At 70.5% G+C, this 21,469-nt stretch carries 22 protein-coding genes; 5 read left to right on the top strand and 17 right to left on the bottom strand.

Translation table 11 applies throughout. The features are described 5' to 3' along the window. Positions 1-4: 4 nt before the first annotated feature. The 5 genes from mmsA to AB0I94_RS06820 all read right to left on the bottom strand — a co-directional run bounded on the left by mmsA (position 5) and on the right by AB0I94_RS06820 (position 5,993). Positions 5-1,543 carry a multiple monosaccharide ABC transporter ATP-binding protein gene (mmsA, locus tag AB0I94_RS06800; RefSeq protein WP_363308709.1) on the bottom strand — a complete coding sequence of 513 codons (1,539 nt, stop codon included), beginning with the start codon at positions 1,541-1,543 and terminating at the stop codon, positions 5-7. Positions 1,544-1,560: 17 nt separating this feature from the next. Then, positions 1,561-2,688: a multiple monosaccharide ABC transporter substrate-binding protein gene (chvE, locus tag AB0I94_RS06805; protein WP_363308366.1), complete on the bottom strand. Its 1,128-nt coding sequence runs from the start codon at positions 2,686-2,688 to the stop codon at positions 1,561-1,563. 3 nt (positions 2,689-2,691) lie between these two features. Then, positions 2,692-3,660 carry a hypothetical protein gene (locus AB0I94_RS06810; RefSeq protein ID WP_363308367.1) on the bottom strand — a complete coding sequence of 323 codons (969 nt, stop codon included), beginning with the start codon at positions 3,658-3,660 and terminating at the stop codon, positions 2,692-2,694. A gap of 144 nt (positions 3,661-3,804) precedes the next feature. Beyond that, complete coding sequence (locus tag AB0I94_RS06815; RefSeq protein ID WP_363308368.1) at positions 3,805-4,836, bottom strand: alcohol dehydrogenase catalytic domain-containing protein; 1,032 nt, start codon at positions 4,834-4,836, stop codon at positions 3,805-3,807. Further along, positions 4,833-5,993: a mandelate racemase/muconate lactonizing enzyme family protein gene (locus AB0I94_RS06820; RefSeq protein WP_363308369.1), complete on the bottom strand. Its 1,161-nt coding sequence runs from the start codon at positions 5,991-5,993 to the stop codon at positions 4,833-4,835. The genes AB0I94_RS06815 and AB0I94_RS06820 overlap by 4 nt, the downstream gene beginning before the upstream one ends. Positions 5,994-6,247: 254 nt before the next feature. Here AB0I94_RS06820 and AB0I94_RS06825 point away from each other — a divergent pair, with 254 nt between their 5' ends. Further along, entirely contained in the window at positions 6,248-7,012 is a 765-nt protein-coding gene (locus AB0I94_RS06825) for an IclR family transcriptional regulator (RefSeq protein ID WP_363308370.1), read from the top strand. Here the strand turns inward: AB0I94_RS06825 and AB0I94_RS06830 are convergent. Next, positions 7,009-7,527 (bottom strand): methylated-DNA--[protein]-cysteine S-methyltransferase, encoded by a 519-nt coding sequence (locus AB0I94_RS06830; RefSeq protein ID WP_363308371.1) that lies wholly within the window; start codon positions 7,525-7,527, stop codon positions 7,009-7,011. The genes AB0I94_RS06825 and AB0I94_RS06830 overlap by 4 nt on opposite strands. 183 nt (positions 7,528-7,710) lie before the next feature. On the opposite strand from AB0I94_RS06830, the gene AB0I94_RS06835 reads away from it, so the two are divergent. Beyond that, on the top strand, positions 7,711-9,732 hold the full coding sequence (locus AB0I94_RS06835; RefSeq protein WP_363308372.1) for an NADPH-dependent 2,4-dienoyl-CoA reductase: 2,022 nt from the start codon (positions 7,711-7,713) through the stop codon (positions 9,730-9,732). 59 nt (positions 9,733-9,791) lie between these two features. Further along, positions 9,792-10,343, top strand: a complete 552-nt coding sequence (locus AB0I94_RS06840) for a PadR family transcriptional regulator (protein WP_363308373.1) — start codon at positions 9,792-9,794, stop codon at positions 10,341-10,343. A gap of 106 nt (positions 10,344-10,449) precedes the next feature. On the opposite strand, the gene AB0I94_RS06845 is transcribed toward AB0I94_RS06840, so the two are convergent. Both AB0I94_RS06845 and AB0I94_RS06850 read right to left on the bottom strand, forming a co-directional pair. Further along, a complete protein-coding gene (locus tag AB0I94_RS06845) occupies positions 10,450-10,968 on the bottom strand; it encodes a hypothetical protein (protein ID WP_363308374.1) in 519 nt (172 codons plus the stop codon). A gap of 187 nt (positions 10,969-11,155) precedes the next feature. Next, on the bottom strand, positions 11,156-12,139 hold the full coding sequence (locus tag AB0I94_RS06850) for a fibronectin type III domain-containing protein (RefSeq protein WP_363308375.1): 984 nt from the start codon (positions 12,137-12,139) through the stop codon (positions 11,156-11,158). Positions 12,140-12,353: 214 nt separating this feature from the next. On the opposite strand from AB0I94_RS06850, the gene AB0I94_RS06855 reads away from it, so the two are divergent. Beyond that, entirely contained in the window at positions 12,354-13,085 is a 732-nt protein-coding gene (locus AB0I94_RS06855) for a glycoside hydrolase family 75 protein (protein ID WP_363308376.1), read from the top strand. 9 nt (positions 13,086-13,094) lie between these two features. Here AB0I94_RS06855 and AB0I94_RS06860 read toward each other — a convergent pair whose 3' ends face one another. From AB0I94_RS06860 to dhaK, 3 genes are all read right to left on the bottom strand, one after another. Then, positions 13,095-13,505, bottom strand: a complete 411-nt coding sequence (locus AB0I94_RS06860) for a PTS fructose transporter subunit IIA (protein WP_363308377.1) — start codon at positions 13,503-13,505, stop codon at positions 13,095-13,097. Next, positions 13,498-14,106, bottom strand: a complete 609-nt coding sequence (dhaL, locus tag AB0I94_RS06865; RefSeq protein WP_363308378.1) for a dihydroxyacetone kinase subunit DhaL — start codon at positions 14,104-14,106, stop codon at positions 13,498-13,500. The genes AB0I94_RS06860 and dhaL overlap by 8 nt, the downstream gene beginning before the upstream one ends. 80 nt (positions 14,107-14,186) lie before the next feature. Then, the gene (gene dhaK, locus AB0I94_RS06870) at positions 14,187-15,179 is read right to left on the bottom strand and encodes a dihydroxyacetone kinase subunit DhaK (protein ID WP_363308379.1); all 993 of its coding nucleotides are present in this window, start codon (positions 15,177-15,179) and stop codon (positions 14,187-14,189) included. A gap of 162 nt (positions 15,180-15,341) precedes the next feature. On the opposite strand from dhaK, the gene AB0I94_RS06875 reads away from it, so the two are divergent. Further along, positions 15,342-15,713, top strand: coding sequence for a VOC family protein (locus tag AB0I94_RS06875; protein WP_363308380.1), 372 nt, complete (start codon positions 15,342-15,344; stop codon positions 15,711-15,713). A gap of 12 nt (positions 15,714-15,725) precedes the next feature. Here AB0I94_RS06875 and AB0I94_RS06880 read toward each other — a convergent pair whose 3' ends face one another. From AB0I94_RS06880 to AB0I94_RS06905, 6 genes are all read right to left on the bottom strand, one after another. After that, entirely contained in the window at positions 15,726-16,370 is a 645-nt protein-coding gene (locus tag AB0I94_RS06880) for an endonuclease (RefSeq protein ID WP_363308381.1), read from the bottom strand. 16 nt (positions 16,371-16,386) lie between these two features. Continuing rightward, entirely contained in the window at positions 16,387-16,734 is a 348-nt protein-coding gene (locus AB0I94_RS06885) for a hypothetical protein (protein ID WP_363308382.1), read from the bottom strand. A gap of 84 nt (positions 16,735-16,818) precedes the next feature. Continuing rightward, positions 16,819-17,307 carry a flavin reductase family protein gene (locus tag AB0I94_RS06890; RefSeq protein ID WP_363308383.1) on the bottom strand — a complete coding sequence of 163 codons (489 nt, stop codon included), beginning with the start codon at positions 17,305-17,307 and terminating at the stop codon, positions 16,819-16,821. Positions 17,308-17,321: 14 nt separating this feature from the next. After that, positions 17,322-18,872, bottom strand: a complete 1,551-nt coding sequence (locus AB0I94_RS06895; RefSeq protein ID WP_363308384.1) for an FAD-dependent oxidoreductase — start codon at positions 18,870-18,872, stop codon at positions 17,322-17,324. Between the two features lie 176 nt (positions 18,873-19,048). Further along, on the bottom strand, positions 19,049-19,228 hold the full coding sequence (locus AB0I94_RS06900; RefSeq protein ID WP_363308385.1) for a hypothetical protein: 180 nt from the start codon (positions 19,226-19,228) through the stop codon (positions 19,049-19,051). Between the two features lie 115 nt (positions 19,229-19,343). Beyond that, positions 19,344-21,398, bottom strand: a complete 2,055-nt coding sequence (locus AB0I94_RS06905) for an RICIN domain-containing protein (protein ID WP_363308386.1) — start codon at positions 21,396-21,398, stop codon at positions 19,344-19,346. Between the last annotated feature and the right edge of the window lie 71 nt (positions 21,399-21,469).

The following is a 21,469-nucleotide window of genomic DNA, read 5'->3' on the forward strand; positions in this document are numbered from 1 at the left end:
TGCCTCAGCTTCTGTTCTTGGTCATGTGGCGCATCAGGAGTTCCTGGGTGGCGTCCGCGCGGTCGACCTCACCGGTCAGCCTGCCCTCGGCCATCGTGTAGATCCGGTCGCACATCCCGAGCAGCTCGGGCAGTTCGGAGGAGATGAAGAGCACCGCCTTGCCCGAGGCCGCCAGCTTGTCGATGACGGTGTAGATCTCGAACTTGGCGCCGATGTCGATGCCGCGCGTCGGCTCGTCGAGAATCAGCACCTCGGGGTCGGCGTGGATCCACTTGCTCAGGACGACCTTCTGCTGATTGCCGCCGGAGAGCCGCCCCACCTGCTCGAAGACGGTGGGAGCCTTGATGTTCATCGACTTGCGGTAGCGCTCGGAGACGGAGCGTTCGTGGTGCTCGTCGACGAAGCCGTCCTTGCGCCGCATGCCCGGCAGCGAGGCCAGGGAGATGTTGCGGTTGATGTTGTCGATGAGGTTCAGGCCGTACTGCTTGCGGTCCTCGGTGACGTACGCGATCCCGGCGTCGACCGCGGCGGGCACGGTCTTCGTCATGACCTCGCGCCCGCCCACGGCGACCGTGCCGGCGACGTAGTGACCGTAGGAACGCCCGAAGACGGACATCGCGAGCTCTGTGCGGCCCGCGCCCATCAGGCCCGCGATGCCGACGATCTCGCCGCGCCGCACGGTCAGCGACACGTCGTCGACGACCTTGCGCTGGTGGTCGACCGGATGCCGCACCGTCCAGCCGTTCACGGACAGCGCGAGGGATCCCGCGTCCTCGCCCTCGTAGGGTGTGCGGTCGGGGAAGCGGTGGTCGAGGTCGCGGCCGACCATGCCGCGGATGATGCGGTCCTCCGACAACTGCTGCTCGGACGACGGGGTCTCACGGACCGTCAGGGTCTCGATGGTCCGCCCGTCGCGCAGGATCGTCACCGAGTCGGCGATGGCCCGGATCTCGTTCAGCTTGTGCGAGATGATGATGCAGGCGATGCCCTGCTCGCGCAGCTCCAGGATGAGGTCGAGCAGCTTGGCGCTGTCCTCGTCGTTCAGCGCGGCCGTCGGCTCGTCCAGGATCAGCAGCTTCACCTCCTTCGACAGGGCCTTGGCGATCTCCACGAGCTGCTGCTTGCCCACTCCGATGTCGGCCACCGGGGTCTGCGGCTTCTCGTTCAGGCCGACCCGCTTGAGCAGCGCGCTCGCCCTGCGCAGCGTGTCGTTCCAGTCGATGAAGCCCCGGGTGCTCTGTTCATTGCCGAGGAAGATGTTCTCGGCGATGGACAGATACGGGACAAGCGCCAGCTCCTGATGAATGATCACGATGCCGTGCTTCTCGCTGGCACGGATGTCCTTGAAGGCCATCCGCTCGCCCTCGAAGTGGATCTCACCGTCGTAACTGCCGTGCTCGTGAACGCCGCTGAGGACCTTCATCAGCGTCGACTTGCCCGCGCCGTTCTCGCCGCAGATCGCGTGGATCTCCCCGGCGCCCACGGTCAGGTTCACGTCGGAGAGCGCCTTGACGCCGGGGAACGTCTTGGTGATGCCGCGCATCTCCAGTACGGGCGCGCTCACTTGAGCTGTCCAGCCTTGAAGTAACCCTCGTCCACAAGGAGGTGGGTGTTGGACTTGTCGATGCTGACCGGGTCGAGGAGGAAGGACGGCACGGTCTTCTTGCCGTTGTTGTAGTCCTTGGTGTTGTTGACCTTCGGCTTCTTGTCGTTCAGGACCGCGTCGCCCATGGACACCGTCTGCGCCGCCAGCTTGCGGGTGTCCTTGAACACCGTCTGCGTCTGCTCGCCGCGGATGATGGACTTCACCGACGCCAGCTCCGCGTCCTGTCCGGTGATCACCGGCAGGGGCTGGCTCTTGGAGCCGTACCCCGCGCTCTTCAGGGCGGAGATGATGCCGATCGAGATCCCGTCGTACGGCGAAAGAACCGCGTCGACCTTCGCGGAGCCGTAGTTCTTGCTGATCAGGTCGTCCATGCGCTTCTGCGCGGTGCCGCCGTCCCAGCGCAGCGTCGTGGCCTGGTTCATCTCCGTCTGCTTGCTGCGGACGACGAGCTGGCCGCTCTTGAAGTACGGCTGGAGCACCTTCATGGCGCCGTTCCAGAAGTACTTGGTGTTGTTGTCGTCCGGCGAGCCCGCGAACAGCTCGATGTTCTTCGGGTCGCCGCCCTTCTCGGGCTTGCCCAGCTTCAGCTTCTTGACGATGTACTGGGCTTCCAGGCGGCCGACGCGTTCGTTGTCGAACGACGCGTAGTAGTCGACGTGCTCCGTGCCGAGGATGAGACGGTCGTACGAGATCACGGGGATGCCCGCGTCGTTCGCGCGCTGCAGGACCTCGGTGAGCGCGGAGCCGTCGATGGCGGCGACCACCAGGAGGCTGCGCCCCTTGGTGATCATGTTCTCCAGCTGGGCGATCTGGTTCTCGACCTTGTCGTCGCCGTACTGGAGGTCAGTCTTGTACCCGGCCTTCTGGAACTGCTTGGCCATGTTGTTGCCGTCGGCGATCCACCGCTCGGAAGCCTTGGTCGGCATCGCGAGTCCGATCGTGCTGCCCTTGCCCTCGTCCGGCTGGTAGCGGCTGCCGCCCCGGGCCTCCTGGCCGCAGGCGGTCAGCGAGCCCAGGAGCACGGCGGTGGCCACGGCGGCGGTGAGACGCGCTTTTCTGGATATGGATACGCGGGTGCTCATGGATCAGTTCCCTTCCGGGACGGGGAAACGCTGGAGCTCTCCGGGCAGGCGTGAGCCGAGCGGAGACATGCCGCCGTCCGCGCCGTGCCGGGCGAGCAGGTCGAGGGCGAGACGGCCACGACGGACCCGCTCGCGGGCGGTGTCCAGGGTGCGGTCGCGCAGGTGGGCACCGTAGGGGTAGATGCCGGGGGACTTGCTCAGGCCGAACTTGAGGTAGAGCGGTGCGCCGCGCCGGATCAGCTCGGCGGCCTCGTACATCCGGACGTAGCCGCCGAGGTCGTCGGGCGCCTCGACGTACAGGTCCATCGGGGCGCGGCTGGCCCGGCGGATCTCCGTGAAGTGGTCCAGGGTGAGGTCGGAGGGGACGTTGAGGGAGTCGGCGCCGAGCCGCTCGTAGACCGCGTACGAGGCCGGGTTGACCGGGCCGATCAGGGCCGAGACCTTGAACGTCGTGTCAGCGGGGAGCACGCCGGCCACCCGCAGCCGGTGCAGCGTCCACAGCACGCCCTCGTCGGCGACGAGCAGGCAGCGCACCCCCAGCTCCGTCGCCCGCACGGCGTCCTCGACGCACCCGGCCAGCGCGTCGTGGCCGCGCGAGCGAAGCCCCGGGCCGCCGGAGTCGGTACGGGTCGCGGCGCCGATGTCCCAGGTGCCGCGCGGTCCGGTGAACAGGCAGAGCTCGATGTCCCGTCCGGCGCAGGCCTCAACCATCTCGGTGATCTCGTCGTCGGAGAGCATCCAGATGCCGCTGCCCTGGCTGATCCGGTGGATCGGCACATCGAGCCGCGAGCTCTCCTTGAGGACGACGGCCAGCGCCTCGGGCCCCTCCACGGAGGGGATCTCGGTGCGCCAGGTGCCACCGTCGGGGAAGGCGTGCGGGGACGCGTCGGCCGGGTCGATGGCGGGTACGGGGTGCCCGATGCGGGCGAGGGCGTCGACGCCGGGGCGGCGAGGTGCTGACGGGCTGGTCACGGGGCTCCCATAGGCAGTGAATGCTGCTGTGTTCGATATTTCGTACGTCGGTCGGTTCGCTGGGTGTACGGCGGTACGAGGGGGTGTGCGGGGCGCGCGTCACCGCGTACCGCCGTACGTCTCAGGGGGTGCCTCAAGGGCGTCTCAGGGGCGCAGGAGCACCTTCCCGGTCTTCGGGTCGCCGCCGCCGACCAGTGCCACCGCATCGCCGAACTGCTCGAGCGGGAACTCGTGCGTGATGAGCGGCGCCGGGTCGAGCAGGCCGAGCCCGAAGGCGCGGACCGCTTCCGACCAGGCCGAGGACGGCGCGCCGAAGACGCTGCGCACCTCCAGCTGGCTCAGCGAGAGGTGCACCGGATCGATGCCCACGGCGCCGGGCGTGAACATCCCGGTCAGCACCACCCGGCCGCCCCTGCGCGCGAGGAGACAGGACGACGCGGCGGTGCCCGGCGCCCCCGCGGTCTCCACCACCAGGTCGAAGCGGCCGTCGTACGCCTCGGCTTCGGCGGGCGTGAGACTCTCGCTCGCCCCGAAGTCCAACGCCTGGCGGCCGCGCTCGGCCCGCGGGTCGATCACGACGAGCTCGCCGGGCGACGAGGCGGCGAGCAACTGCACCGCCAGCATGCCGAGGGTGCCCGCGCCGACCACCGCGATCCGCTCGCCGGGCCTCGGCCGTCCCGCCCGCACCGCGCCGGCGATCACCGCGGCGGGTTCGAGCAGGGCGGCGGCTGCCAGGTCGGCGTCCGCGTGCAGGAGGTGCAACAGCCGGGCGGGGACGGCCACGTGGTCGGCGAAGGCGCCGGGTTCGGTGAAGCCGGTCTCCGCGTACCCGCCGCCGCACAGGCTCGTCTCGCCCTCGCGGCAGCGCTCGCAGGTGCCGCAGGCCCGGAACCCCTCGGCGACGACCTTCCGCCCGGTGAGCGCCGGGTCGACGCCCTCGCCGGTGGCCTCGACGGTGCCGGACCACTCGTGCCCGGGGATCACGGGATAGCGCACATAGGCGGGGTCCCGGTGACCGTCGAACACCTCGCGGTCGCTCATGCAGATCCCGGCGGCGGCCACCCGGACCAGCACCTCGCCGGGTCCCGGCTCGGGCCGCGCGCCGACCGTGAGCCGGTGCGAGCCCGGCCGGTCGACGACGATCGCGCGCGAGGACGCGGCGGGTGCCGTGCTCACTCCCCGGCCGCCTTGGGGGCGCGCTTCTCCCAGCCCTCGGCCCACAGGTCGAACCGCGCCTGCTGCTGCGGGAACTCGGCCGCCGCGTCCGTGTCGAGCTCGACGCCGAGGCCCGGCTCGTGCGACACCTCGAAGTAGCCGTCGACCACCTGGGGCGCGCCCTTGACCACCTTCTTGATCTCCGCGTCCGCGAAGTCGTTGAAGTGCTCCAGGATCTTGAAGTTGGGCGTACAGGCGGCGACTTGGAGCGATGCCGCCGTCAGGACCGAGCCGCCGACGTTGTGCGGAGCGACCAGCATGTAGTGCGTCTCCGCGGTCGCCGCCAGCTTGCGGGTCTCCAGGATGCCTCCGATGTGGCCGACGTCCGGCTGGATGATGTCGGCGGCCTGCGACTCGAAGAGCTCGCGGAACTCGATCCGGTCATGGATGCGTTCACCGGTGGCGATCGGCATGTCCACCTTGGCGGCGACCTTCTCCAGTGCCTTGAGGTTCTCCGGCGGCACCGGCTCCTCCAGCCAGGCGGGCTTGAACGGCGCGAGGTCCTTGGCGAGGCGCACCGCCGTTGACGGGCTGAAGCGGCCGTGCATCTCCAGCATCAGCTCGGCGTCCGGGCCGATCGCGTCGCGCACCGCCTCGATCAGTGAGACCGCGTAGGACGTGCCCGCCTGGTCCAGCTCGAAGTGCCCGGTCCCGAACGGGTCGATCTTCAGGGCGCGGTAGCCGCGCTCCATCACGGCCCGAGCGGCCTTGTGGTACGCCTCCGGAGTGCGCTCGGTGGTGTACCAGCCGTTCGCGTACGCCTTGACCTTGTCGGTCACCTTCCCGCCGAGGAGCTGCCAGACGGGCACGCCGAGGGCCTTGCCCTTGATGTCCCAGCAGGCCATCTCCACACAGGCGATGCCCGACATGACGATCTCGCCGGCCCGGCCGTAGTCGCCGTACTTCATCCGCCGCACGAGATCCTCGACCGCGAACGGATCGGACCCCACGATGTGGTTGGCCGCCGCCTCGCGGAGGTAGCCGAGCAGCGCGTCGGTGTGGCCGAGCATGCGCGTTTCGCCGACGCCGGTGAGGCCTTCGTCGGTGTGGACCTGGACGTAGGTGAGATTGCGCCACGGCGTTCCCACCACGTGCGTGCTGATTCCCGTAATACGCAAGGCAGTTGCCCCTTGGTTGTTCGGTATTTCGTCACACGTTCGAAATGTTGGCGTGACCGTATTCATGCAGGCGGCAGGGTGTCAATGGGTCGCGCGAAACGGTCTTGGGTCGACAGGTGTCCCTCGGACCGTTGCGCGCCGAACGTCACTGTGCCTAGCCTGTGTTCGTCATATCGATCGTTGACCGAAGTTTCGGACGCTTCTGCAAGCCTGACGTGGACGCGATTTCGGACGCACGGGGTGGGAGGCCAGCCATGGGACGACTCGTTCCCGCGGTGACCAGGGCGCTGGACATACTGGAACTTTTCCTGGAGGGCGACGGGACACTGTCCGCCCCCGAGGTCACCCGCAGACTCCAACTGCCGCGAACCACGGTGCACGAACTGCTCACCACCCTCGCCGCCCGCTCGTACCTTGTCCAGATACCGGATCAGACCGGTCGCTACCGCCTCGGAGTCCGCGCCTACCAGCTCGGCAGTCGGTACGCCGAACAGCTCGACCTCGCCGCCGAGGGACAGCAGGTGGCCCGCGAGGTCGCCGAGACGTGCGACGAGACGGTGCATGTGGCGGTCCTGGAGGACACGGACGTCATCTACATCGCCAAGGTGGACTCGACGCACGCCGTGCGCATGGTCTCCGCGGCGGGCCGCAAACTGCCCGCCCACTGCACGTCGGTCGGCAAGATGCTGCTCGCCTCACTGCCCCCGGCAGAGCTGGAGTCCCGCATCGCGGGGCGGGAGCTGGTGGCGATGACCCAGAACAGCATCACGGAGCCGGACGCGCTGCTCGCCGCGCTCGCCGACATCCGCGAGCGCGGTGTCGCGGCCGAACACCGGGAGTCGAACCCTGACGTCAGCTGCGTGGCCGCCCCGGTCCGCGACAGCGCGGGCCGCGTCGTCGCGGCCCTGTCCATCTCCGTGCCGATGATCCGCTGGAGCGAGCAGCGCGAGCAGGAGCTCGCCGATCTCGCGGCCAAGGGCGCGGGCAACCTCTCGGAGCGCCTGGGTCACCGACGCTAGATCTTCGACTCCAGGTCGAGCAGCCGCCGCTTGGCCTCCAGGCCCCCCGCGTACCCGGTCAGCGAGCCGTCCGCGCCGATGACCCGGTGGCAGGGGCGGACGACGAGCAGCGGGTTGCGCCCGATCGCCGTACCGAGGGCGCGGACCGCGACACGGGAGAGGCCGAGCTGTGCGGCGAGCTTCCCGTACGTGGTGGTCGTGCCGTACGGGAGAGCGTCGAGAGCCTGCCAGACCCGCTGCTGGAAGTCGGTGCCGACCCCGCGCGCGTACTCGATGTCGAAGCGCTGACGCGTCCCGTCGAAGTACGCGCGCAGCTGCCCGGCGATCACGCTGAAGGCCTCGTCGTCGCGCACCCACCCGTCCTGGACGACGACGCCGCCCTTCTGCCCCGGCAGGGAGAGCGAGGCCAGTGCGGTGCCGCCGTTCGCGGTGGCCGACTCCTCGCCGACCAGCAGCAGCTCGCCCAGCGGGCTGCCGACGGTCGTGCAGACGGCCTTGGCCATGACCTTGGTCATCAGATGCTCCCTTTCTCCGCCCCGGCGCGCTCCCCGGTGACGACCACAAGTCTGCGGGGCGCGAGGGCGTGCGGCTGGCGGAATTCGGACGTGGCGCCCGCCACGTCTTTATGCAACTAGTTGCACAAGGGGTCGGTGTCCTCTAGAACTGTCCTGACGACACACCCCGTACGGAGGCCCCGCATGAGCCGCTACCCGAACCTGCTGAACCCACTGGACCTGGGCTTCACCACCCTGCCCAACCGGGTCCTGATGGGGTCCATGCACGTGGGCCTCGAAGAGGCGCCGGACGGCTTCCGGCGGATGGCGGAGTTCTACGCGACCCGTGCGCGCGGCGGTGTCGGCCTCATCGTCACCGGCGGCATCGCTCCGAACGAACTCGGCCGCCCCTGGGACGGCGGTGCCAAGCTGACCACGGAGGCCGAGGCCAAGGAGCACGCGGGCATCACGGCCGCCGTGCATGCCGAGGGCGGCAAGATCGCCATGCAGATCCTGCACTTCGGGCGGTACGCCTACCACGAGGGACTCGTCGCGCCGAGCGCGATCAAGGCGCCGATCAGCCCCTTTGTGCCGCGCGCCCTTGAGGACGACGAGGTCGAGCAGACCATCGAGGACTTCGTGCGCGCCGCCGAGCTCGCCAAGCTCGCGGGCTACGACGGCGTCGAGGTCATGGGCTCCGAGGGCTACCTGATCAACGAGTTCATCGCGGCCCCCACCAACCAGCGCGAGGACCGCTGGGGCGGCGCCTACGAGAACCGCATCCGCTTCCCCGTCGAGATCGTACGGCGCATACGCGAGCGGGTCGGCGCGGACTTCATCATCATCTACCGCCTCTCCATGCTGGACCTCGTCCCCGGCGGCTCGACCCTCGAAGAGGTCGTCCACCTCGCCAAGGAGATCGAGGCCGCGGGCGCCACGATCATCAACACCGGCATCGGCTGGCACGAGGCACGCATCCCCACCATCGCGACCTCCGTACCGCGCGGCGCGTACACCTTCGTCACGAAGAAGGTCATGGGCGAGGTCTCCGTGCCGCTCGTCACCACCAACCGCATCAACACCCCGGAGATCGCCGAGCAGCTGCTCGCAGACGGCGCCGCCGACATGGTGTCCCTGGCCCGCCCGCTCCTCGCCGACCCGGACTTCGTCGCCAAGGCGAAGGCCGAGCGGTCCGACGCCATCAACACCTGCATCGGCTGCAACCAGGCCTGCCTGGACCACACCTTCAACCTGCAGATCACCTCCTGCCTGGTGAACCCGCGCGCCTGCCACGAGACGGAACTCGTCCTCGCGCCGACCCGCCACAAGAAGCGCGTCGCGGTCGTCGGCGCGGGCCCGGCAGGACTCGCCTTCGCGGTGTCGGCCGCCGAGCGCGGCCACGCCGTCACGCTCATCGACGCGGCCTCCGAGATCGGCGGCCAGCTCAACGTCGCCCGCAAGGTCCCCGGCAAGGAGGAGTTCGACGAGACCCTGCGCTACTTCCGCACCCAGCTCGAACTGCACGGCGTCGACGTCCAGTTGAACACCCGCGCCACCGCCGAGAACCTCGCCGAAGCCGCGTACGACGAAGTGGTCGTCGCCACCGGAGTCACCCCTCGCACCCCACAGATCCCCGGCATCGACCACCCCAGCGTGGTCGGTTACCTCGACGTGCTGCGCGACAGCGCGCCCGTGGGCGACCGGGTCGCGATCATCGGCGCGGGCGGCATCGGCTTCGACGTCGCGGAGTACCTCACCGACAGCGGCGACAAGGCGAGCCTGGACCCGGCGACGTACTTCCGTCACTGGGGCGTCGACATGGACTACAAGGACCGCGGCGGCCTGACCGCGCCCGACCGTCCCACCCCGCCGCGCTCCGTCCACCTCCTGCAGCGCAAGACGTCCAAGGTCGGCCAGGGCCTCGGCAAGACCACCGGGTGGATCCACCGCACCGAGCTGCGCCACCGCGGCGTCACGATGGTCGCGGGCGCGAGCTACGACCTCATCGACGACGCGGGCCTGCACATCACGGTCGACGGCGAGTCCACGGTCATCCCCGTCGACACGGTCGTCCTCTGCTCCGGCCAGGACCCGCGCCGTGACCTGTACGAGGAGCTCCTTGCCGGCGGCCACAGCGCGCACCTCATCGGGGGCGCGGACGTGGCGGCCGAGCTGGACGCCAAGCGCGCCATCAAGCAGGGCACGGAGCTGGCCGCGTCGCTGTGACATCGGGCGCCCTGTGACGCCGGGCGTCCGCTCCGGTCGCCGTACCTAGGATGGCCGCCATGTCACTCCCGCACGCGATCCTCACCGCCCTGCTAGAGAAGCCTTCGTCGGGGCTCGAGCTGACCCGCAGGTTCGACAAGTCGATCGGCTACTTCTGGTCGGCCACGCACCAGCAGATCTACCGCGAGCTGGGAAAACTGGAGCGGGACGGGGCCATCCGCGCCCTTGAGCGGCAGCAGGCCACCCGCGGGCAGAAGAAGGAGTACGAGGTCCTGCCCGCGGGCCGCGCCGAGCTGGCCCGCTGGACGGCCGCGAGCCAGGACCCGAAACCGCTGCGGGACACGCTCCTGCTGCGTCTGCGGGCGGCCGCGGTCGTCGGCACGGACGGCATCGAGGCGGACCTGAACCGCCATCTCGCCCTGCATCGGCGGCAGTTGGCCGAGTACGAGGAGATCGAAAGGCGGGACTTCCCGCCGGGGAAGGGCGCGATGGAGGACCGCCTGCGGCATGTGGTGCTGCGGGCCGGGATCGACCTGGAGACGTTCTGGACGCAGTGGCTCGAGCGGACGATCGAGGAGCTCGGGGCGCCTGACGCGTCGCGTGACAGCTGAGCCCGCATGCCCGCATGCCCGCATGCCCGCGTGCCCGCGTGAACGACGGCTGCCGCCGGCCCGACCTGAGTCGGGTCCGGCGGCAGCCTCCTTCTCCTGGCCCGGCTCAGAGCCGGTGCCGCACGCCGCGGCGACGCAGGTACCAGGCGCCGCCGCCCCCCACGGCCAGGACCACGAGAGCCCCGCCCGCGGCGAGGGTGGCCGTGCCGTAGTCCTCGCTGCCGCCACCGAGACCGCCCCGGACGCCGCGCGGGGGCGACGCCGTGGAGGAGGTGGTCGGCGACGGCGATGCCCCGACGGTGACCGCCTGGGACCCGGCCGTCGTGCCGTCCTCGCAGATCACAGCCACCGTATGCATGCCGGTACTGACGTTCTGCCAGGAGGCGCTGCCGCCCGTCAGTTTCATCTGCCTGCCTTGGGCGAAGCTCGCCTGGCCGTTGCTCATCAGCGAGGCGTTGCCTCCGTCGGGGCACGCCGCCGTGGTCACCTTGACCGTCGATCCCGTGGCGGTGACCGTGATTCCGCCGGCGGCGGCGAACGCCGACGGAGCGGTCAGTGCCAGCGGAAGCGCGGCTGCGGCAGCGATGGTCAGGCCGCAGCGGACGGATATCTGAGTAGTGCGCATGAGTCTGCCCTCCGGTGGCACGGGAGGCGGTACATCCCATGCGCCGCCGGAGGTAGGGAAGCGCCCGTGCTACCTGACGACGAGCCAACGTGCCATGCGGCAAGGCCGCATGCCGGCAGCCACCGGGCAGGTGACGGAATCCTTCGTACGGCCGACAGCGGAGGGCCGTCCGTCGGCTGACCCGGTGTCAAGGACGTCGGTCCGTGGTGACCGTCCGTTCGGGGGAGTAGCCGCCCCACGTCCCGTCGGGGAGCTTGGCCCGGAGCTTCACGCGGTGGGTGTCGCCCGCCTTCCTGCCCACGTAGAAGCTGTGCGTGGCCTTGCTCCGGGGCGCCGTGCCGCCGAACACCAGCGAGGTGGCGTTCTTCCCGTCGAGGTGGATCTCATACTCCGCCACCGCGCCGCCGGTGCGCGGCGGGGTCCACGCCAGGTCGATGTAGTACGCCCCGTCGGCGAGACGGGTCTTCGCGCGGAAGCCCGTCGGTGCCGTGCCCCGCCCGTCGTCCTGGCCCGCCGCGGTGGTGAGCCGGACGGCGCGGCTCGCGGGCGACGCGTTGTCGGCCGCGTCCAGCGCCTTGACGGTGAAGCGGTAGTCCGTGCCCGGCCGCAACCCCGTGACCAGGGTCTGCCGCTCGCTCCCGCCCACACTGTGGATCTTCGACGTGCCCTGATAGATCTCGTACGAGGCAACGCCCTGATCGTCCTTCGAGGCCCCCCAGAACAGCGTCACCGCCCGGCTCCCCTCCACCGCGCCCCGCGGTGAGCCGGGGCGGGAGGGCGGCTCGCGGTCAGCGGCGGCCGCGGCGGGTGTCGTCACTGTCAGCTTCTTGCCGGCCGGGCCGACGTTCCCCTCGGCGTCGCGGGCGCGGACGGTGAAGGTGTAGGTGGTGGACGGCTTCAGGCCGACCACGTCCACCATGTGCTTGCCGCCCGGCACACGTTCGACCCTGGTGGCGCCCCGGTAGACGTCGTAGCCGGTGACCTCGGTGTCGTCCGTCGCCTGATTCCACATGACGTGGGCGGTGGTGGCGCTGCCCGCCTGGACGGTGATGCCTCGGGGAGCGGTCGGGGGCCGCACGTCCTTCGCGTCCTGGTCGCCGCCCCACGCGCAGGCGGTGAGGGTGCAGGCGGTGACGGCCAGGAGGGCGGACAGGTGGGGGGTCCGTCGCACGGTCGTGCCTTCCGTTCGGGCGGCATTGGTCCGGACCTATTTGACACAGGTGTCGGGTGCACATCAAGGGGTCCGGCGTGCGCTCTCCGTACCCCGGCGGTGGCCGAGGTGTAGGACTCGGGACAGATTGGGATGTCTGGTCACGTGATCCAGGCCGTCGGCTCCCCTCTCGTCCGACCGGCCGTCAGTTCCTCCCCGCGGAAGGCCCTTTCCCGTGTGTACGAGAACGTCGGCGCTCGCCGTCGCCGCCACCCTGCTCGGCCCCGCCTCCCTGCCCGCCGCGGCACATCCGCAGGAGGGCACACCCAGCCATAAGACCGCGCAGGTCAGCGTGGGCTCAGTCGGCCGAGCGGCCCCTGAGCGGTCCGTGTCCGCTGCCGCACTCCTCGCCAAGGCCGCGACCTGCAACCAGGTCTCGCGCGGCAATTACCGTACGGACGACGGGGCGCGCGCGAGCATTCCCGTCTGCGGAGCACGAGGCGCGGTGTTCTGGAAGGCCGACATGGACATCGACTGCGACGGCCGGCCGAGTCGTGCCTGCAACCGGCGCACGGACCCGCATTTCCTGGACGCCACCGCCTTCCAGGAATCCAGTGGCCGTCCGCTGAGCGCGGAGGGCCTCCCGTACGTCGTCGTGCCGGGCCCGAGCCCCCGCTGGAACCACGCCGAACACGGCATCACGGGTGGCTCGGTGGCCGCGGTGATCCACCAGGGGAAGGTCCTGTACGCCGTCGTCGGCGACACCGGACCCGCCGACCTCATCGGCGAGGCGTCGTACGCGGCGGCGAAGTCGCTCGGCATCGACCCCGACCCCACGTCGGGCGGCACCGGCGCGGGCGTCACCTACATCGTCTTCAACGGCCCCAAGGCGTCCCCCGTCGAGAGCCACCGGGCCGCGGTCACCCGAGGTGACGCGCTGGCCCGGCAGTTCCTCCGCCAGAACTGACCCCTGGCCTCACACCTTCCGATAGGAGTACGCCTCCGCCGCCGCGGCCTCCACCGCCGCGAGGTCGGCGCCCGCCGAAGCGGTCACCACCGCCGCGACCGCGCCCTCCACGAAGGGGGCGTCCACCAGGCGGGCGCCCTCCGGGAGCTCGTCGCCCTCGGCGATCAGCGCCTTCACGGTCAGGACCGCGCTGCCCAGGTCGGTGAGGATCACGATGCCCGCGCCGCCGTCCACCTTCGCGGCCGCCGCGGCGATGAGCTCCGAGCTCGTGCCGAGGCCGCCGTCCTCGGTGCCGCCCGCGGCGGCCACGGGCGCGGTCGATCCGCCGCCCGCGAGCCCCGTGGCCAGGGCGGCGACGGCTTCGGCGACGGGTCCGCTGTGCGAGACGAGGACGATGCCCACCAGCTTGTCGTCACCCACGGCCGGCCTCCGCGGTCCCCGCGAGCGCGTCGAAGAGAAGCGCCGACGAGGTCGCCCCCGGATCCTGGTGCCCGATGCTCCGCTCGCCCAGATAACTGGCCCGCCCCTTGCGTGCCTGCAGCGGGGTCGTGGCCAGGGCACCTTCGTTCGCGGCGGCGCGCGCCGCGCCGAACGACTCCCCCAGCGCGTCCACCGCGGGAACGAGGGCGTCCAGCATGGTCTTGTCGCCGGGCGCCGCGCCACCGAGCGCGCCGACGGCGTCGACACCCGTGCGCAGCGCGTCGGCGAGCTCCCGCTCGCTGACCTCGGCGGCGTCACCGAGAGCCTTGCCGGTACGCCGGAGCAACGTCCCGTAGAGCGGCCCCGAAGCACCTCCCACGGTCGAGATGAGCTGGCGCCCCGCCAGGGTGAGCACGGCACCCGGCGTGGCCGGCGCCTCCTTCTCCAGCGTGGCCACCACGGCGGCGAACCCGCGCTGCAGGTTGCTGCCGTGGTCGGCGTCGCCGATCGGCGAGTCCAGCTCGGTGAGCCGCTCCGCCTCCTGGTCGACGAGTGCGGCGGCCGAGGTCAGCCAGCGACGGAAGAATGCGGCATCGAGCACGGAAACTCCTTGCGCGGTAGAACAGTCGGGATGAGTCGGGTGTGGAACGCCACGTGTCGTACGTGGAGCGGGCCGAGTGATCAGATACCCCAGCGAAGCCCCGCCGTACGCACGGGGGCGTTCCAGAGCCTCAGCAGCTCCTCGTCGACCTGGCACAGGGTGACGGAGGCCCCGGCCATGTCCAGCGAGGTCACGTAGTTGCCGACGAGCGTGTGCGCCACGACGACGCCGCGCTCGGCGAGGACACGCTGAACCTCGGCGTTGAAGCCGTAGAGCTCGAGCAGGGGAGTGGCCCCCATGCCGTTGACGAGCACGAGCACAGGATTGCGGGGCTGAAGATCCTGGAGCACGACGTCCACGGCGTAGTCCGCGATCTCGCTGGACGTCATCATCGGGCGCCGCTCACGTCCCGGCTCACCATGGATGCCGACGCCCAACTCCAGCTCGCCGGCGGGAAGATCGAAGGTGGGGCTGCCCTTGGCGGGCGTGGAGCAGGCGCTCAGGGCGACCCCGAAACTCCGCGCGTTCTCGTTCACCTGTCGAGCGATCGCCTCGACCCGCTCCAGAGGCATGCCCTCATCGGCGGCGGCCCCCGCGATCTTCTCCACGTAGAGCGTCGCACCGGTGCCGCGCCGACCCGCCGTGTACAGGCTGTCGGTGACGGCCACGTCGTCGTTGACGAGCACCTTGGCGACCTGAATGCCCTCGTCCTCGGCGAGCTCCGCGGCCATGTCGAAGTTGAGGACGTCACCCGTGTAGTTCTTCACGACGAACAAGACCCCCGCCCCGCTGTCCACGGCGGCCGCGGCCCGCACCATCTGATCCGGCACGGGCGAGGTGAACACCTCGCCGGGGCAGGCGGCCGACAGCATCCCGGGCCCGACGAACCCGCCGTGCAGCGGCTCATGCCCGGATCCTCCGCCGGAGACGAGGGCCACCTTCCCCTCGACGGGAGCGTCCCTGCGTACGATCACGCGGTTCTCCACGTCGATCGTCAGGTCGGGATGCGCGGCCGCCATGCCTCGCAGCGCGTCCGCTACGACTGTCTCCGCGACGTTGATCAACATCTTCACGGGTACCTCCTGGTGCCATCGGCAAGGCTGGGCGTTGCTGGGACCGACGGTCCCGAGGTCAGTATCCGTCGGAAGAGGCATTGGGGAAGCGGCGGGTTTACGGTGAAACGGTGGGGAACCCGATCACCCTGCACACGTCGACATGCGGGAGGCGAACCGTCCATGGCGATCGCGACCTACACCCTGGTTGCACTGGACTGCCCGGAGCCCGAGCCGTTGGCCCGCTTCTACCAGTCGGTGCTCGGTGGCGAGATCCGGCAGTACGACGAGGACTGGTACGACCTGTATGCCGAGGGCGGTGCCCGGATCGCCTTCCAGCGCGCGACGGACCACCGGCCGCCCAAGTGGCCGCAGGCCGCGTCGGACTCGCAGCAGCTGCACCTGGACTTCACCGTCACCGACATGGAGAAGGCGCACGAGGAGGTGCTCGCCGTCGGGGCGACGCCGCTCGACCTCGACGACGGCGGCGGCGAGCGGGGCTGGCGGGTCTACGCCGACCCGGCGGGGCACCCCTTCTGCCTCTGCCAGGGCTGAACGGCCCGCGCGTCAGGAGGCGTCGCGGACGGCCTGTGAGAGCTTGCGGTCGAGGGCGGCCCGGATGAGCGCGGCGGCGGTCACTCCCGGCTTCTCGTCGCCCGCGAGCCGCAACAGCGCGGACGTGTCCTGGGGCAGACCGAGGCGCTCGGCCCCTTGCAGCACCTTGGCGTCGAAGCGGGGCGCGTACTCGGTCCACACGTCCTGCACCTCGCGCAGGAAGATGTCCGCGCCGGTGGGCCCGAGGCCCGGCACCTGACGCAGCTGCCGTTTCAGGACTCCCGCGTCGCCGTCGGCCCTTTCCCGCATCCGGCGCAGGTCTCCGCCCCACTCGTCGAGCACGAGGCGGGCGCCGTCACCGAGCTGGGTCGCGGTCCGCTCGTCGTAGCGCCGGTAGCCGCCGCGCCCCAGGGCGTCGACCCGCTGCTGCCAGGTGGCGTCGGCCATCTGCCGTGGACCGCGCATTCCCGCCTCGTACAGCGCGCGGGCGCTCGCCACCGCGACGGATGCCCGGATGCGGGCGCTGAGCAGGCACGACAGGACGAGCGTGCGATAGAGCGGCTGGGGAGTGTCGGCCGGCTTGATGCCCGCCTCCGCCGCGTACGTCTGTCCCGACGTCCTGAGAAGTTCCCCCATCACAGCCTTCTGGTCGGCCATGTCGCCCCTTCCTGTTTCAGTGCCGTGAGTGTCGCGGGTCGTCGTGGTCCCGGTGCCGGTGGTGCAAGGCCGAATGGACGGCCAGGGCCAGGAGGGCCAGGATCGCGAAGAGGACCGCAAGGCCCGCCAACGCCCAGGGGCTGGGAGGCTCGCCGTTGTGGGAACGCGTCGCCCACACCCCGAAGAGCACGGCGAGGGCCAAGAAGAGCGGCGTGTACAGGTAGGTGAGCAGGTGGCGCAGGCGATGGGCCCGGTGCGTGTGCGGCGCGGACGCACCGACCCGACGGTGCTCGCGCGGGCCGGGGCTCGGGGGGCCGGAGTCCGAGTGCGGGTGCCCGCGACGGCCGGGATGTTCGCCTTTCATGGCCACCTCCAGCAGCTGAGGGCACAGGCTGCCGTGGGTCCTTGTCGAACTCCAGGATAGTCCTGCCGGACCCCCGTCCCGGCTTCATGCCGGGTGACCGGGGGAGAGGTCGGAGACGTCGCTCAGGCGGAGCAGTTCTTCGCGGGGCCCCAGGGGATCCGCGCCCGCCTCCACCGGGGTGAGATGAAAGCCCACGTGATCGCCCCAATCGGCGTGCCGCTCGATCTTGCCGACCCACCAGGCGGGGCATTTCGTGAGCACGGGAGCCCCGCCCGAGCGCGCCTCCCACCGCACTCGGGCGAACTTGTCGACGCGCTCGCCGCACTCCCCGCCGAACAGCCCCGCCAGGTCGTGCTGATCGCGCCGCAGGAGATGCACGCCGAGGAACGAGGCGTCCCGGGCCACCTGATACGTGTGGTTCGCCCGCGACAGCCACACCACGAAACGAGGCGGTTCCAACGCGCACTGCGAGGCGAAGCCGACCAGACACCCCGCCGGCCCTTCGTCTCCCGCCGCCGTCACCAGATACATCGGGTAGTCGAGCCGGTCGGTGAAACCGTCCACAGCCACCAAGGCGACAACCTCTCCTAGGCCGGGGAATCCGGGGTCTCGCGCGGTTCCAGGGGATGCGTGGCGGGGCCGTGCAGGACCGAGCCGTCCGTCGCGAAGCGCGAGCCGTGGCAGGGGCATTCCCAGACGCGCTCCGCGTCGTTGAACTGCACCAGGCACCCCATGTGGGTGCAGCGGGCGGAGAGAGCGGTGGCGTTCCCGCTCTCGTCGCGGTAGACCGCGCACCGCTTGCCGTGCAGGCGTACGACGGCTCCGCTGCCCGGCGGGATGTCGGTCAGCGAGTCGACGTGGCTGGTGTGCAGCCGGTCTCCGACGAAGTGTTTCGCCGCGGACGCCTGGTAGGAGGCGAGTTGCCCGACGTCGCGCACCGGGGGCAGTCGGCGCGGGTCGTACAGATCGGTCCAGGCCGGTCGCGGTCCGCCCGCGATGTGGGCGGTGAGCAGGCGCCCCGCCATCACGCCGTTGCTCATGCCCCAGCCGCCGAAGCCGGTGGCGACGAAGACGTGCTGGGTGCCGGGGTGGGCATGGCCGACGTAGGGCAGATGGTCGGCGGATTCGTTGTCCTGCGCCGCCCACCGGTAGGCCTCGCCCTTCTCGGCGAAGTGCGGCAGGTGCTCGCGCGCCCAGGTGTCCAGCTTGTCGAACCGCTCGCGCACGCCGCCCGCGCCCGGCTCGAACGACTCCCCGGTGACGATGAGCAGCCGGCGTCCGTCGTCGTAGGGGGCGCTGCGCAGCGAACGGGTCCCGCCCTCCGGCGTGATGTACATGCCGGCGGGCGCCGCGTCCGACGGCACGGGCGCCGCGATCACCAGCTCCCGGTGGGGCTTGATCCGGGTGAAGAGCATGGTGCGGTCGAAGATCGGATAGTGCGTGGCGATGACCGTGTCGCGTGCGTCGACCGTGATCCCGGATTCCGTGGTGAGCCGGCAGCGGGCGCCGTCGTGCAGCGCGGTGACCCGGGCGCGCTCGAAGATGCGTCCCCCGGCGCTGGTGATGTTCTCGGCCAGGCCCAGCAGGAACTTCCGCGGATGGAACTGCAGTTGGCCGTCCACGCGTACCGCCCCGGCGATGTCGAAGGGCAGTTCCGTCTCGGTCACGAAGGACGCGTCGAGTCCGGCCCGCCGTGCCGCGTCGGCCTCCCGCCGCAGCTCGTCGACGCGCGCGGGGTCCTGTGCGTAGGTGAAGGCGGGGGCGGGTTCCAGCTCCGCGTCGATGTCCAGCTCGGCGCAGAGGGCCGCTGTCCGCTCGACCGCTTCCTGCTGCGAGAGCGCGTACAGCCGGGCGTCGTCGGCGCCGTGTTTCGTCTCCAGATCGGCATAGATCAGTCCGTGCGCGGCGCTCAGTTTGGCCGTGGTGTAGCCGCTCACGCCCGCCGCGATCCGGTCGGCCTCGAGGACGACGACGTCGAGTCCGGCGCGGACCAGGTCCCAGGCGGTGCAGAGACCGGCGATGCCGCCGCCGATGACCGCGACGTCCGCCGACAGGTTCGCTTCGGGGGCCGGATACCCGGTACTGGGGGTGGTCGCGATCCAGTACGACTCGTCGACTGTCGGGTGTTGCGTGGTCATGTCTTCTCCTGGGGACCGGTCGGGCGCCACGGCGAGGCCGCGGTACGTGGTCATCACGACGCTGACGAGTACCCCCGCCGAGGAGTCTCAGTGGTCGTGTCTCCGCCTCTCACGTACTGCCGAGGGGCGCACCCAAGTGCTTGGGTGCGCCCCTCGGGGTCTACGCGGTCCGTGCGTCAGACCAGGTCGTCGTCCATGTCCGGTCGACGCTGGGCGCGCTCGTCGCCCTGTTCACGCTCCTGCTGACGGTGCTGGCCCGGCTGCGCGGGGTCCTGGTCGCGGCGGCCCCGCTGCGGGGGCTCCTGCCGGCCGGGGGCCTGACGGGACGGGTCGACGGACCGCTTTTGCTTGCCCATGAGTTCACTCCTGGTGAGGGCGGATTGGTCTTTCTCAGCGTGGCACGAGCCGTAACCCGGCGCATATCGAAAGACTGCGCAGCGTGATGAGCCCTGGTGGGGGGCCGTTTTCCGGTCAGGTCACGTCGGTCACCCGCCAGCGCTGGTTGGCGCCGGAGTTCGGTGTCCACGTCGTGACGGCCGCCCCGTCATGCGTGGCCTGGCCGCCGACCTCCAGAAGCCTGCCTGTGGCGGCGTTGACGAGGGTCCATGTGCCGTCACCGGTCGTGGACATGATCCACTGGGCGGCCCTGCCGCGAGGGCCGGTGTCGGCCTCGACCACCGGGACACCGTCGCGGACGGCGAGCCGCTTTCCTTCGGCGGGGCTGGTGAACACGTACCGCCGCTGGTTGCCGGTGTCGCCGCTGATCTGCCGCAGTCGCCATCGCTGCTCCGCCGTGTCCGCGGCCGACTTGATGACGAGGCCGGTGCCGTTGTCGTCGACCGTGAGCTCCTTGCCGCTCTGGACGCCGGTCAGTTCGTACGTGTGGTTCTTCCGCAGCGGGGAGGCGTCCGCCGCGACTCCGGACACACCCTTGACGAGGAAGGACGTCACCGACTGCGCGGGCACCTCGAAGGTGGCCTTCGCGCCGCGGACGTCGATGGCGCCGTGCCGTTCCAGCTTGCCCTCGGCGCTGGTCACCACGGGCGTGACGGTGGCGTCGGCGCTCACGTGGCCGAACTTGGAGAGGTCGACCGTGACCGAACGTCCGGCGGTCGTGCCGTTGACGTGGACGACCGTCGCCCCGTCGCCCTTGCGGGAGACGGCCGCGGCACTTGAGGTGTCGTCGACCTTGACGAGCCGGTCGCCGGGCCTGATGAAGTGCGTGAAGTTGCGAGCCGTGTCGAACTTGGTGTTCGTGCGGATCGGGCAGGTCTCCAGCGTGTCCTTGGAGGTGCAGCTGAACGGCAGCTGGATGCTGCCCCAGTTGCCGCCCTTGGCGGACTCGCCGCCGGGCTTCATGTTGTCGTGGTCCTCGACCGGCTGCCAGAACACCCAGGCCTTCGGCTCCAGTTCGCGCAGGTCGTCGACCATCCGCTGGGCCAGGCCGAGGCCCGGCCGCATGTCGTCGAAGTCCTGCCCGTCACCCCAGTCGCCCTCGACCTCGCTCATCCACAGCGGCTTGCCCTCGGCCTTGGCCAGGTCGCGCACGCTGGTGCGTCCTTCGGTGCCGTAGGTGTGGACGTTCATCTGACCGACGGCGTCCCTGACCTCCCGCGGGTAGGAGTTCCAGTTCCGCGTGAAGGTGGTCGGGTTGGTCTCGTCCATCGCGGAGATCCGCGCTCCGGTCCGCGACTTGTCGAGCACCGGGCCGAGCGAGCGGATCACCTTCTGCTGGAGCTCGGGACCGATGTGGGCTCCCTCCTGGCGGCCGCCCACCGGCTCGCCGTCCGCTCCCAGGCGGGTCCCCCAGTAGTCGGTGTTGGGTTCGTTGAACGGGTCGAGGGTGTCGACCTTGATGCCGTGCGCCTTCTCAAGACGCTCCGTCGCGCCCACCAGGTAGGAGGCGAAGTCGTCGACCGACTCGGTCTTGAGCTGGTCCTCGCTCGCGTCGAAGCCGCCCGAGACGTATCCGCTCCTGGTCATGAACCAGGGCGGCGAATTGCTGAACGTCTCCCAGTGGTCGACGTCGTTCTTGATCCGGTCGACCCACCAGCGCTGGGTGGCGTCGGCCTTCGGGTTCCAATGGGCCGGGTCCGTGGCGCTCCACCAGTCGGTGTCCTCGCGCGTGGTGCCCGCCGGGGCCTTCCACCAGCCCTCGACCGCGCCGCCGGGGCGCAGATAGTCCTTGACGTCGGGGGCGTTGCCACCGCCGATGTTGTAGCGGGCGATGTTCAGGCCGAGGCCGTCGTCACCGAAGAGAAGGTCGGCCAGCTTCTCGCGTATCTCCTTGGGATAGTCGCCGGTGGCGTTGGCGAACCAGACCAGGCTCGTGCCCCAGCCCTCGAACTTCTCGTGCCGGTAGGAGGGATCGGGCCGGACGGTGACGGCCGTGGAGTCGGCGGCGGCCGGCTGTGCCGGGACGGTGAGCAGGGCCGCCCCGGTGGCCAGGGCGGTGGTGCCGACGACACCGATGAGTCGTTTGGTGCGGCTTCTCGTGCGGCTTCTTGTGCGGGTACGGGGTGCCAACGTGTGCTCCCAACGTAGGTGCGCTTCCAAGGCGCGCCGCCCCGCACCGGGGCAGGACGGCACGCCCCGCG

Origin of the sequence: Streptomyces sp. NPDC050147, assembly GCF_040660195.1 — a bacterium.
Classification (GTDB): domain Bacteria; phylum Actinomycetota; class Actinomycetes; order Streptomycetales; family Streptomycetaceae; genus Streptomyces.

Excerpts from the sequence above, each read along its gene's own strand:
- mmsA (WP_363308709.1), bottom strand. The coding sequence starts at position 1,543 with ATGCGCGGCATCACCAAGACGTTCCCCGGCGTCAAGGCGCTCTCCGAC.
- chvE (WP_363308366.1), bottom strand. The coding sequence starts at position 2,688 with ATGAGCACCCGCGTATCCATATCCAGAAAAGCGCGTCTCACCGCCGCC.
- AB0I94_RS06825 (WP_363308370.1), top strand. The coding sequence starts at position 6,248 with ATGGGACGACTCGTTCCCGCGGTGACCAGGGCGCTGGACATACTGGAA.
- AB0I94_RS06830 (WP_363308371.1), bottom strand. The coding sequence starts at position 7,527 with ATGACCAAGGTCATGGCCAAGGCCGTCTGCACGACCGTCGGCAGCCCG.
- AB0I94_RS06835 (WP_363308372.1), top strand. The coding sequence starts at position 7,711 with ATGAGCCGCTACCCGAACCTGCTGAACCCACTGGACCTGGGCTTCACC.
- AB0I94_RS06840 (WP_363308373.1), top strand. The coding sequence starts at position 9,792 with ATGTCACTCCCGCACGCGATCCTCACCGCCCTGCTAGAGAAGCCTTCG.
- AB0I94_RS06845 (WP_363308374.1), bottom strand. The coding sequence starts at position 10,968 with ATGCGCACTACTCAGATATCCGTCCGCTGCGGCCTGACCATCGCTGCC.
- AB0I94_RS06875 (WP_363308380.1), top strand. The coding sequence starts at position 15,342 with ATGGCGATCGCGACCTACACCCTGGTTGCACTGGACTGCCCGGAGCCC.
- AB0I94_RS06880 (WP_363308381.1), bottom strand. The coding sequence starts at position 16,370 with ATGGCCGACCAGAAGGCTGTGATGGGGGAACTTCTCAGGACGTCGGGA.
- AB0I94_RS06885 (WP_363308382.1), bottom strand. The coding sequence starts at position 16,734 with ATGAAAGGCGAACATCCCGGCCGTCGCGGGCACCCGCACTCGGACTCC.
- AB0I94_RS06895 (WP_363308384.1), bottom strand. The coding sequence starts at position 18,872 with ATGACCACGCAACACCCGACAGTCGACGAGTCGTACTGGATCGCGACC.
- AB0I94_RS06900 (WP_363308385.1), bottom strand. The coding sequence starts at position 19,228 with ATGGGCAAGCAAAAGCGGTCCGTCGACCCGTCCCGTCAGGCCCCCGGC.